Source organism: Stenotrophomonas sp., from assembly GCF_032061965.1.
In the GTDB taxonomy this organism is placed as follows: domain Bacteria; phylum Pseudomonadota; class Gammaproteobacteria; order Xanthomonadales; family Xanthomonadaceae; genus Stenotrophomonas.
In genome coordinates this window covers 1-12,500 of record NZ_DAMBEF010000066.1, presented here as the reverse complement: position 1 = coordinate 12,500, position 12,500 = coordinate 1, and the positions used below count along the sequence as shown (strand labels likewise).

The following is a 12,500-nucleotide window of genomic DNA, read 5'->3' as shown; positions in this document are numbered from 1 at the left end:
CAACGACTTCAATGGTGTGGTTGAAGAAGTCAATTACGAGAAGAGCCGTCTGCGCGTCTCGGTGTTGATCTTCGGTCGTGCCACCCCGGTCGAGCTGGAATTTGGTCAGGTCGAAAAGGCCGTGTGACCCTGTACGGCTGCCTGTTCAGGCAGTCGTCAAAAAAACTGCTAGAATTGCCGGCTCCCTGTGATGGGGCTGAATCAAAGGCTGCCGCGAGGTGGCCTTTGGTGCGATTCAAGGATTTCAAAACGCGATGCCGGGACGCGTGATTCCCGGTCCGATGGGGAGCCTGTTGTCGCAAGGCGCTAGCACCCGGAGAGTACTCAAATGGCAAAGAAAGTTGTCGGTTACATCAAGCTGCAGGTGAAGGCTGGTCAGGCCAACCCCTCGCCGCCGGTCGGTCCTGCGCTGGGTCAGCGCGGCCTGAACATCATGGAATTCTGCAAGGCGTTCAACGCTGCCACGCAGAAGCTGGAACCGGGTCTGCCGGTGCCGGTGATCATCACGGCCTATTCGGACCGTACGTTCACCTTCATCACCAAGAGCACCCCGGCAACCACGCTGCTGAAGAAGGCCGCTGGCATTTCTTCGGGCTCGAAGAAGCCGAACACCGACAAGGTGGGCAAGGTGACGCGCGCGCAGCTGGAAGAAATCTGCAAGGCGAAGGAGCCCGATCTGACGGCTGCCAGCCTTGACGCCGCCGTGCGTACGATCGCGGGCTCTGCCCGTTCCATGGGCCTGGTGGTAGAGGGTTAATCTGATGGCACAGACCAAGCGTGAGAAGGCCATCAAGGCCGCTATCGTCCCGGGTAAGGCGTATGCCTTCGAGGACGCAATCAACATCCTGAAGACCGCCACCAAGGCCAAGTTCGTCGAGTCGATCGACGTTGCCGTGCGCCTGGGCGTGGATGCCAAGAAGTCCGACCAGCAGGTTCGCGGTTCCACCGTGCTGCCGGCGGGTACCGGCAAGTCGGTCCGCGTGGCCGTGTTTGCTCCGGCCGGTGCCAAGGCTGACGAAGCCCTGGCCGCTGGCGCCGAAGCCGTTGGCATGGACGACCTGGCCGAGAAGATGCAGGCCGGCGATCTGAACTATGACGTGGTCATCGCTACCCCGGACGCAATGCGCGTCGTCGGTAAGCTGGGCACCGTGCTGGGCCCGCGCGGCCTGATGCCGAACCCGAAGGTCGGCACCGTCTCGGCCAACCCGGGCGAAGCCGTCAAGAATGCCAAGTCGGGTCAGGTGCGTTACCGCACTGACAAGGCCGGCATCATCCACTGCACCATCGGCAAGGCCAGCTTCGAAAACGGCGCGCTGCAGTCGAACCTGCAGGCACTGCTGCTGGACCTGATCAAGGCCAAGCCGGCCACCTCGAAGGGCCTGTACCTGCAGAAGGTGTCGGTCAGCTCGACGATGGGCCCGGGCGTCACCGTCGACCAGTCGTCGCTGACCCTGAAGTGACGTACCGGCCCGTGCGCGCATAGCGCGCACGGCTTTGCCGGCACGTCATCCCCGCGAAGGCGGGGATCGCTCTGAAGCTCTTGGGCTTTGGCGCAACAAGAAACACCAGCGTCATCGGCAACGGTGATGCTGACTTTTGAAGGCGTCGCACAGGTTCGCCTGTGTGGAGCCGTCAAAGACCGCAGGCGCGGTCAGCGCATACCGGCGACGGGCACGGAAGCTCGATTTGGCAAGGAGTCGCCGCCGGCACAGCGAGATCGCTTAATCGATCCGTTCTCGGGTCACCCTGCGTAGATGGTGCCGCCCTTCTGGATTTTTCTGGTTCACGTACGTCTGGGTTTGCCCAGGTTTGCACTCCAGCTCTAGAACGGCCACCACCGGAGCATCACCTGATGCTCCCGGCGTCCAGGAGGGATGCCGCCCAGGACCGCACACGGCTAGGAGCCGTAAGCGGAATATGTTTGAAGCAGGGTGTTGAGGTTCGGTCAGGGAGGCCTGCAGCAGTGGCATTGCCGCCGTTGCCAATCCCGGATCCGAATCACCAATCCCCGCTTTAACGGAGGAGTGCAATGGCTCTCAATCTGTCCCAGAAGCAAGAAGTAGTCGCCGAGCTGGCAGACATCGCCGCCAAGGCCCACTCCTTGATCGCAGCCGAATACGCTGGCACCACGGTCGCTCAGATGACCGCGATGCGTAAGCAGGCCCGCGAAACCGGTGTTTTCTTGAAGGTTGTCAAGAACACGCTGGCCTCGCGCGCCGTTGAAGGCACCGATTTCGCAGTTGCAAAAGACCAGATGGTTGGTCCGCTGCTGTATGCGTTCTCGCTTGAGGAGCCCGGCGCAGCCGGTCGCCTGATCAAGGAAGCAGCCAAGGGTAACGACAAGCTGAAGGCGAAGGTCGTGGCAATCGGCGGGGAAGTCTTCCCGGCCAGCCACGTCGACGTGCTGGCATCGTTGCCGACCCGTGATCAGGCCCTGGCCATGTTGGCCCGCGTCCTGACCGAGCCGGTCACCATGTTCGCCCGCGCCGTCAAGGCTATTGGTGAAAAGCAGGAAGGTGGCGCAGCTGAAGCTGCCGCACCGGCCGCTGAAGCTGAAGCCGTCTAAGTTCGACGTCCTCGTGGTTCCGCAAGGAACCTCAATCCAGAATATTTTCAAAAGGTAATCAAAATGTCCCTTACCAACGATCAGATCGTCGACGCAATCGCCGAAAAGTCCCTGATGGAAGTGATGGAGCTGGTCAAGGCCATCGAAGAGAAGTTCGGCGTGTCGGCTGCTGCCCCGGTTGCAGTTGCTGCTGCTGGCCCGGTTGCTGCTGTTGAAGAGCAGACCGAATTCAACGTCATCCTGAAGGATGCCGGCGCGAAGAAGGTCGAAGTGATTAAGGCCGTCCGCGCCATCACCGGCCTGGGCCTGAAGGAAGCGAAGGATCTGGCTGAAGCCGGTGGCGTCGTGAAGGAAGGCGCTTCGAAGGAAGACGCCGACAAGTTCAAGAAGGAACTGGAAGCCGCCGGCGCGACCGTCGAGCTGAAGTAATCAGTTCTTGCATCGTCACCGAATCGCGACGATGCAGCCAAGGCTGGGGGCGTAAGCCCCCGGCCTTTGGTCGTTTCAAGCCGTTGCCACGCCGGGCATGCCCGGGGGGCGCGGGGTAGGGCCGGGCGCAGCCCGGTGGTAAGGCCGGGTGATGCTCGGCAAGCTTCAGAAAGACCAACGTGGCAAGTGTCAGGCGCTGCGCTCCAGACGATGGAGTGACCCGCAGCCGATACAAGCGAGTTGGCAGTTGGAAGTAGCGGGAGAAGGCGTGCTGGTGCCGGCAATACCAGCGACTTCCAACTGACAATTTCAAGTTTCCTTACGGGTTGTGGACGCACGGCCCGCACAACAAGGTGGAAGACCTCATGACGTCCTATTCGTACACCGAAAAAAAGCGCATCCGCAAAGATTTCGGCAAGCAGCGCTCGATCCTCGAGGTGCCGTTCCTGCTCGCGATCCAGGTTGATTCGTACCGCGAATTCCTGCAGGAAAACATCGACCCGGCCAAGCGCTCCGACCACGGCCTGCACGCTGCGCTGAAGTCGGTGTTCCCGATTTCCAGCTACAGCGGCAACGCTGCCCTGGAATACGTCGGTTACAAGCTGGGCGACCCGGTGTTTGACGAGCGCGAATGCCGCCAGCGTGGCATGAGCTACGGCGCGCCGCTGCGCGTCACCGTGCGTCTGGTCATCTACGACCGCGAATCGTCTACCAAGGCGATCAAGTACGTGAAGGAGCAGGAGGTCTATCTGGGCGAAATCCCGTTGATGACCGACAACGGCACCTTCATCGTCAACGGTACCGAGCGCGTCATCGTGTCGCAGCTGCACCGTTCGCCGGGCGTGTTCTTCGACCATGACCGTGGCAAGACCCACAGCTCGGGCAAGCTGCTGTACAGCGCCCGCATCATTCCTTACCGCGGTTCCTGGCTGGACTTCGAGTTCGATCCGAAGGACGCGCTGTTCACCCGTATCGACCGTCGCCGCAAGCTGCCGGTGTCGATCCTGCTGCGCGCGCTCGGCTACAACAACGAAGAAATGTTGGCCGAGTTCTTCGAGATCAACACCTTCCACATCAACCCCGACGAAGGCGTCCAGCTGGAGCTGGTGCCGGAGCGTCTGCGTGGTGAAACCCTGGGCTTCGACCTGGCCGACGGTGACAAGGTCATCGTGGAAGCCGGCAAGCGCATCACCGCGCGCCACATCAAGCAGCTGCAGGCATCGGGCATCGCTGCCCTGGCCGTGCCGGACGACTACCTGGTCGGCCGCATCCTGTCGCATGACGTGGTCGATGCCAACACCGGTGAACTGCTGGCCCAGGCCAACGACGAAATCACCGACGAGCAGCTGCAGAACTTCCGCAAGGCGGGTGTTGATGCAGTCGGCACGCTGTGGGTGAACGATCTGGACCGTGGTGCCTACCTGTCCAACACCCTGCGCATCGATCCGACCAAGACGCAGCTTGAAGCGCTGGTCGAAATCTACCGCATGATGCGTCCGGGCGAGCCGCCGACCAAGGACGCTGCTCAGAACCTGTTCCACAACCTGTTCTTCACCTTCGAGCGCTACGACCTGTCCACGGTTGGCCGCATGAAGTTCAACCGTCGTGTCGGCCGCAAGGAAGTCACCGGCGAAGCCGTGTTGTACGACCAGAAGTACTTCGGTGAGCGCAACGACGAAGAGTCCAAGCGTCTGGTTGCCGCCCATGGCGAATCGTCCGACATCCTGGACGTGATCAAGGTCCTGACCGAGATCCGCAACGGTCGCGGCGTGGTCGATGACATCGATCACCTGGGCAATCGTCGCGTGCGTTCGGTCGGTGAAATGGCCGAAAACGTGTTCCGCGTGGGCCTGGTCCGCGTCGAGCGTGCGGTCAAGGAACGCCTGTCGATGGCCGAGTCGGAAGGCTTGACCCCGCAGGAGCTGATCAACGCCAAGCCGGTGGCTGCGGCGATCAAGGAATTCTTCGGCTCCTCGCAGCTGTCGCAGTTCATGGATCAGAACAACCCGCTGTCGGAAGTGACGCACAAGCGCCGCGTCTCGGCCCTGGGCCCGGGCGGCCTGACCCGCGAACGCGCCGGCTTCGAAGTGCGCGACGTGCACCCGACCCATTACGGCCGCGTCTGCACCATCGAAACGCCGGAAGGCCCGAACATCGGCCTGATCAACTCGCTGGCCGTGTTCGCACGCACCAACAAGTACGGCTTCCTGGAAACCCCGTACCGCAAGGTGCATGACGGCAAGGTCTCCGACGAGATCGAGTTCCTGTCGGCCATCGAAGAAAACGAGTACGTCATCGCCCAGGCAAATGCCCTGACCGATGCCAAGAACATGCTCACCGAGCAGTTCGTACCGTGCCGCTTCCAGGGTGAGTCGCTGCTCAAGCCGCCGGCAGAAGTCCACTTCATGGACGTCTCGCCGATGCAGACCGTGTCGGTTGCTGCGGCACTGGTTCCGTTCCTGGAGCACGATGACGCAAACCGTGCACTGATGGGCGCCAACATGCAGCGCCAGGCCGTGCCGACTCTGCGTGCGCAGAAGCCGCTGGTGGGTACCGGTATCGAACGCGCCGTGGCCCGTGACTCGGGTGTGACCGTGAACGCCCTGCGTGGCGGCGAGATCGTGCAGATCGACGCCGGTCGCATCGTGGTCAAGGCCAACGAGAACGAGATCACCGATCCGGCCGATGCCGGCGTCGATATCTACAACCTGATCAAGTACACCCGTTCGAACCAGAACACCTGCATCAACCAGCGTCCGCTGGTGAACGTGGGTGACGTGATCGCGCGCGGCGACGTGCTGGCCGATGGCCCGTCCACCGATATCGGTGAACTGGCGCTGGGTCAGAACATGCTGATCGCCTTCATGCCGTGGAACGGCTACAACTTCGAAGACTCCATCCTGCTGTCCGAGCGTGTGGTCGAAGAAGATCGTTACACCACGATCCACATCGAAGAACTGACCTGCGTTGCACGTGACACCAAGCTGGGGCCGGAGGAAATTTCCGCCGACATCCCGAACGTGTCCGAGCAGGCCCTGAACCGCCTGGACGAATCCGGCGTGGTGTACATCGGTGCGGAAGTGCGCGCCGGCGACATCATGGTTGGCAAGGTCACGCCGAAGGGCGAGAGCCAGCTGACCCCGGAAGAGAAGCTGCTGCGCGCGATCTTCGGCGAGAAGGCTTCGGACGTTAAGGACAGCTCGCTGCGCGTTCCGCCGGGCATGGACGGCACCGTCATCGACGTGCAGGTCTTCACCCGCGACGGTATCGAGAAGGACAAGCGCGCACGCCAGATCGAAGAAAACGAGATCAAGCGCGTCAAGAAGGACTTCGACGACCAGTTCCGCATCCTGGAAGCCGCCATCTACGCACGTCTGCGTTCGCAGATCGTGGGCAAGGTTGCCAACGGCGGCGCCGGCCTGAAGAAGGGCGACGTGATCACCGATGCGTTCCTGGACGGCCTGAAGAAGTCCGACTGGTTCACCCTGCGCATGAAGGACGAGGACGCCTCCGAAGCCATCGAGCGTGCCCAGATGCAGATCCAGGCACACGAGAAGGAATTCGAGCGTCGCTTCGCCGACAAGCGCGGCAAGATCACCCAGGGCGACGATCTGGCACCGGGCGTGCTGAAGATGGTCAAGGTGTTCCTGGCCGTGAAGCGTCGCATCCAGCCGGGTGACAAGATGGCAGGCCGCCACGGTAACAAGGGTGTGGTCTCCAACGTGGTGCCGGTCGAAGACATGCCGTACATGGCTGACGGCAACACCGTGGACATCTGCTTGAACCCGCTGGGCGTGCCGTCGCGTATGAACATCGGCCAGATTCTGGAAGTGCACTTGGGCTGGGCCGCAAAGGGCCTGGGCAAGCGCATCCAGGGCATGCTGGAACAGCAGCGTGCGGTCAGTGAGCTGCGTGAATTCCTGGGCAAGATCTACAACCACGATTCGGCCGTGTCCGAGCAGCGCGTGGACCTGTCCCAGTTCAGCGATGAAGAGCTGATCAACCTGGCCAAGAACCTGACCGACGGCGTGCCGATGGCAACCCCGGTGTTCGACGGCGCGGCCGAAGAAGAGATTCGCGAAATGCTGAATCTCGCCTACCCGGACGATGCCCCGGAAACCGAACGTCTGGGCTTCAACACCAGCAAGACGCAGATGCAGCTGTATGACGGCCGCACCGGCGAAGCCTTCGACCGCAAGACCACCGTCGGCTACATGCATTACCTGAAGTTGAACCACTTGGTCGACGACAAGATGCACGCCCGTTCGACCGGCCCGTACTCGCTCGTTACCCAGCAGCCGCTGGGCGGCAAGGCGCAGTTCGGTGGTCAGCGCTTCGGTGAAATGGAAGTCTGGGCACTGGAAGCCTACGGCGCGGCCTACACCCTGCAGGAAATGCTGACGGTGAAGTCCGATGACGTACAGGGCCGTAACCAGATGTACAAGAACATCGTCGACGGTGAGCACGAGATGGTTGCGGGCATGCCGGAGTCCTTCAACGTTTTGGTGAAGGAAATCCGCTCGCTGGCCATCAACATGGAACTGGAAGACAACTGAGATTGGGAATAGCGATTCGGGATTCGGGACTGGCAAAGCGCCGGTCCCGGGTCCTGCATCCCCGCTCTGACAACTCCCCAATCTCGAATTCCGAATCCCGGAGAAGAACATGAAAGACTTGCTCAACCTCTTCAACCAGCAGCGCCAGACGCTGGACTTCGACGCGATCAAGATCGCGCTGGCCTCGCCGGACCTGATCCGTTCGTGGTCCTTCGGCGAAGTGAAGAAGCCGGAAACCATCAACTACCGTACGTTCAAGCCGGAACGTGACGGCCTGTTCTGCGCCGCCATCTTCGGACCGGTCAAGGACTACGAGTGCCTGTGCGGCAAGTACAAGCGCATGAAGCACCGCGGCGTCGTCTGCGAAAAGTGCGGCACCGAAGTCACCCTGGCCAAGGTGCGCCGTGAGCGCATGGGCCACATCGACCTGGCATCGCCGGTCGCGCACATCTGGTTCCTCAAGTCGCTGCCGTCGCGCATCGGCCTGATGCTGGACATGACCCTGCGTGACATCGAGCGCGTGCTGTACTTCGAAGCCTACGTGGTGACCGAGCCGGGCCTGACCGCCCTGGAGCGTCGCCAGCTGCTGACCGAAGAACAGTACCTGCAGGCACGTCAGGAACATGGCGATGACTTCGACGCCGCCATGGGCGCCGAGGCCGTCTACGAACTGCTGCGCACCATCGACCTGCAGGCTGAAATGGTGAAGCTGCGCGAGGAAATCGCCTCGACCGGTTCGGAAACCAAGCTCAAGCGTCTGACCAAGCGCATCAAGCTGGTCGAAGCCTTCCTCGAGTCGGGCAACCGCCCGGAGTGGATGGTGATGACCGTGCTGCCGGTGCTGCCGCCGGACCTGCGTCCGCTGGTTCCGCTGGACGGTGGCCGCTTCGCGACCTCGGATCTGAACGATCTGTACCGTCGCGTCATCAACCGTAACAACCGTCTGCGCCGCCTGCTGGAGCTCAACGCTCCGGACATCATCGTGCGCAACGAAAAGCGCATGCTGCAGGAATCGGTTGACGCCCTGCTGGACAACGGCCGTCGCGGCCGTGCCATCACCGGCACCAACAAGCGCCCGCTCAAGTCGCTGGCCGACATGATCAAGGGCAAGCAGGGTCGCTTCCGTCAGAACCTGCTGGGCAAGCGCGTCGATTACTCGGGCCGTTCGGTGATCACCGTGGGTCCGTACTTGAAGCTGCACCAGTGCGGCCTGCCGAAGAAGATGGCGCTTGAGCTGTTCAAGCCGTTCGTGTTCGCCAAGCTGCAGCGTCGTGGCCTGGCCACCACCATCAAGGCCGCCAAGAAGCTGGTTGAGCGCGAAGAAGGCGAAGTCTGGGACGTCCTGGAAGAAGTCATCCGCGAACATCCGGTGCTGCTGAACCGTGCACCGACCCTGCACCGTCTGGGCATCCAGGCGTTCGAACCGCTGTTGATCGAAGGCAAGGCCATCCAGCTGCATCCGCTGGTCTGTACCGCATTCAACGCCGACTTCGACGGTGACCAGATGGCCGTCCACGTGCCGCTCTCGCTGGAAGCCCAGCTGGAAGCGCGTGCGCTGATGATGTCCACCAACAACATCCTGTCGCCGGCCAACGGCGAGCCGATCATCGTGCCGTCGCAGGACGTGGTGTTGGGCCTGTACTACATGTCGCGTTCGCTGGTGAACAAGAAGGGCGAGGGCATGGTCTTCGCCAACACCGACGAAGTGAAGCGTGCCTACGACAACCGCCTGGTTGAGCTGCACGCCCGCGTCAAGGTGCGCATCGTGCAGGTCGAGCGCGACGAAGAAGGCAACAAGGTCAAGAAGACCTCGATCGTGGACACGACCGTGGGTCGTGCGCTGCTGAGCGAGATCATGCCCGAAGGCCTGCCGTTCGAGCTGTGCAACACCGAGATGACCAAGAAGAACATCTCGCGCCTGATCAACCAGAGCTACCGTCTGCTGGGTCTGAAGGACACCGTGGTGTTCGCCGACAAGCTGATGTACACCGGTTATGCCTACGCAACCCGCGCTGGCGTGTCGATCGGTATCGACGACATGCTGATCCCGGACGAGAAGAAGGGCATCCTGGGCGAAGCCGAGCAGGAAGTGCTGGAAATCCAGGAGCAGTACCAGTCCGGTCTGGTCACCGCTGGCGAGCGCTACAACAAGGTGGTCGACATCTGGTCGCGCACCAATGAGCGCATCGCCAAGGCGATGATGGAAACCATCGGTACCGAAAAGGTCGAGGATTCGGAAGGCAAGATCGTCGACCAGAAGTCGATGAACTCGCTGTACATCATGGCCGACTCCGGTGCGCGTGGTAGCCAGGCGCAGATCCGTCAGCTGGCCGGTATGCGTGGCCTGATGGCACGTCCGGACGGCTCGATCATCGAGACGCCCATCAAGGCGAACTTCCGCGAAGGCTTGAACGTGCAGGAGTACTTCAACTCCACCCACGGTGCCCGTAAGGGTCTGGCCGATACCGCGTTGAAGACGGCGAACTCGGGTTACCTGACCCGTCGTCTGGTTGACGTGGCGCAGGACGTGGTGATCACCGAAGTCGATTGCGGCACCGTCGAAGGTCTGACCATGACCCCGATCGTGGAAGGCGGCGACGTGGTTGAGCCGTTGAAGGACCGCGTGCTGGGCCGCGTTGTGGCCGAGGACGTGTTCCTGCCGGGCAACGACGAAGATCCGATCGTCACCCGCAACACGCTGCTCGACGAGCAGTGGGTGAACAAGCTGGAAGAAGCTGGCGTGCAGACCATCAAGGTCCGCTCGACGATCACCTGTGAGTCCTCGTTCGGCGTCTGCGGTCGCTGCTACGGCCGCGATCTGGCCCGTGGCCACATCGTCAACATCGGTGAAGCCGTCGGCGTCATCGCCGCACAGTCGATCGGTGAGCCGGGTACCCAGCTGACCATGCGTACGTTCCACATCGGTGGTGCGGCATCGCGTGCGGCTGCGGTGGACAACATCACCGTCAAGACCACCGGTTCGGTGAAGTTCTCCAACCTGAAGCACGTCGAGCAGGTCAGCGGTTCGCTGGTTGCCGTGTCGCGTTCGGGCGAAATCTCCGTGCTCGATCCGCATGGCCGTGAGCGTGAGCGCTACAAGCTGCCGTACGGTGCCACCATCAACGTCAAGGACGGTGCCGAGATCAAGGCTGGCCAGACCGTGGCCAACTGGGATCCGCATAACCACCCGATCGTGTCGGAAGTGGCTGGTTTCGTGCGTTTCATCGACTTCGTCGACGGCATCACCGTCATCGAGAAGACCGATGAACTGACCGGCCTGGCCTCGCGTGAAATCACCGATCCGAAGCGTCGTGGCTCGCAGGCCAAGGATCTGCGTCCGCTGGTCCGCATCGTCGATGGCAAGGGCAATGACCTGACCATCCCGGGCACCGACCTGCCGGCACAGTACCTGCTGCCGCCGCGCTCGATCGTCAACCTGCAGGATGGTTCGCCGGTAGGCGTGGGCGACGTGGTTGCCAAGATCCCGCAGGAAGCATCGAAGACCCGTGACATCACCGGTGGTCTGCCGCGCGTTGCCGACTTGTTCGAAGCACGCAAGCCGAAGGATCCGGCGATCCTGGCCGAGCGTTCGGGCATCATCAGCTTCGGCAAGGACACCAAGGGCAAGCAGCGCCTGATCATCAAGGACACCGATGGTTCGGAGCACGAAGAGCTGATTCCGAAGTACCGCCAGATCATCGTGTTCGAAGGTGAGCACGTGACCCGCGGTGAAACCGTGGTGGACGGCGAGCCGAGCCCGCAGGACATCCTGCGCCTGAAGGGCGTGGAAGAGCTGGCCCGCTACCTGGTCAAGGAAATCCAGGACGTGTACCGCCTGCAGGGCGTGAAGATCAACGACAAGCACATCGAAGTGATCACCCGTCAGATGCTGCGCAAGGTCGAGATCACCGACCAGGGCAGCAGCAAGTTCCTGAATGGCGAGCAGGCCGAGCGCCAGCGCGTCATCGAGGAAAATGCACGCCTGACCAGCCGCAACGAGCTGATTGCCCGTTTCGACCCGGTCCTGCTGGGTATCACCAAGGCGTCGCTGGCGACCGAGTCGTTCATCTCGGCTGCCTCCTTCCAGGAAACCACCCGCGTGCTGACCGAGGCGGCCGTCCGCGGCACCAAGGACAACCTGCGCGGCCTGAAGGAAAACGTCATCGTCGGCCGTCTGATCCCGGCCGGTACCGGTCTGTCCTACCACGCCAACCGTCGCCGCAACGCGTCGGGCCTGACCGACTCGGAGCTGCAGACCCTGTCCGGCACCGCGCCGGTGGTGGCTGAAGTGGCTGCGGTGGCGGTCGAGTCGACCGAAGCTGAACAGGCTCCGGGCAGCGACGAGTGAGATCACGGTCCGGCCCTGGCCGGACCGGGAGCAGGGCAGGGCCCGACCCCAGGTCGGGTCGCCCGCAAACCCCGACCCCGGTCGGGGCTGAATCATCCGCCCCGGCCCCGGCCGGGACGGCACACCGGAGTCGATGGCCGCTGGCCTGACGGCTTCGGATGAGGTAGGATGCCGGCCCGGTCTGTCAAAGGACCGGGTTGACAACCTGAACGGGGGGCAAGGAGAAGGCTCCCCTGTAACGGCCCGGGATCAGGGCTGGCTTGGCGCGTGCGCATTTGACTGCGTTTTCGCCAGGTTGCTACAATCGTCTGTCTCAGCAGGCCGGTTTCTCGCCTGCTCGCACATTTCCGCATTCAATGGCCAGTTTTTTCATTGGCCTCTCTCAGAAGAACATACTGATGGCGACGATCAATCAGCTTGTCCGCAAGCCGCGGCAGGCAACCACTTATAAGAGTGCCTCCCCGGCTCTCGATAAGTGCCCCCAGCGCCGTGGCGTCTGCACGCGCGTGTACACCACCACTCCGAAGAAGCCGAACTCGGCGCTTCGCAAGGTTGCCAAGGTTCGCCTGACCAACCAGGAAGAAGTGATTAGCTACATCGG

At 62.1% G+C, this 12,500-nt stretch carries 7 protein-coding genes and 1 pseudogene (1 of these 8 running past the window's edge); all 8 read left to right on the top strand.

Features of this window, described 5'->3' with window-relative positions; genetic code table 11:
* A protein-coding gene (gene nusG, locus RT460_RS18630) for a transcription termination/antitermination protein NusG (protein ID WP_313321191.1) crosses the window boundary here: on the top strand, positions 1 to 127 show its end. Its footprint begins 434 nt before the window's first position; 127 of the gene's 561 nt are visible here — the last part of the coding sequence; its start codon lies beyond the left edge, outside the window; its stop codon occupies positions 125 to 127.
* A gap of 201 nt (positions 128 to 328) precedes the next feature.
* Complete coding sequence (rplK, locus tag RT460_RS18625; protein WP_057630030.1) at positions 329 to 757, top strand: 50S ribosomal protein L11; 429 nt, start codon at positions 329 to 331, stop codon at positions 755 to 757.
* Positions 758 to 761: 4 nt separating this feature from the next.
* Positions 762 to 1,460 (top strand): 50S ribosomal protein L1, encoded by a 699-nt coding sequence (gene rplA, locus RT460_RS18620; RefSeq protein WP_313321189.1) that lies wholly within the window; start codon positions 762 to 764, stop codon positions 1,458 to 1,460.
* Between the two features lie 569 nt (positions 1,461 to 2,029).
* Positions 2,030 to 2,566, top strand: coding sequence for a 50S ribosomal protein L10 (gene rplJ / locus RT460_RS18615; RefSeq protein ID WP_313321187.1), 537 nt, complete (start codon positions 2,030 to 2,032; stop codon positions 2,564 to 2,566).
* A gap of 63 nt (positions 2,567 to 2,629) precedes the next feature.
* Positions 2,630 to 2,995 (top strand): 50S ribosomal protein L7/L12, encoded by a 366-nt coding sequence (rplL, locus tag RT460_RS18610; protein WP_282270680.1) that lies wholly within the window; start codon positions 2,630 to 2,632, stop codon positions 2,993 to 2,995.
* A gap of 365 nt (positions 2,996 to 3,360) precedes the next feature.
* A complete protein-coding gene (gene rpoB, locus RT460_RS18605; protein ID WP_313321184.1) occupies positions 3,361 to 7,551 on the top strand; it encodes a DNA-directed RNA polymerase subunit beta in 4,191 nt (1,396 codons plus the stop codon).
* A gap of 109 nt (positions 7,552 to 7,660) precedes the next feature.
* Positions 7,661 to 11,899: a DNA-directed RNA polymerase subunit beta' gene (gene rpoC, locus RT460_RS18600; RefSeq protein WP_313321182.1), complete on the top strand. Its 4,239-nt coding sequence runs from the start codon at positions 7,661 to 7,663 to the stop codon at positions 11,897 to 11,899.
* Between the two features lie 398 nt (positions 11,900 to 12,297).
* A pseudogene (rpsL, locus tag RT460_RS18595) lies at positions 12,298 to 12,500 on the top strand (30S ribosomal protein S12); the annotation flags it as partial.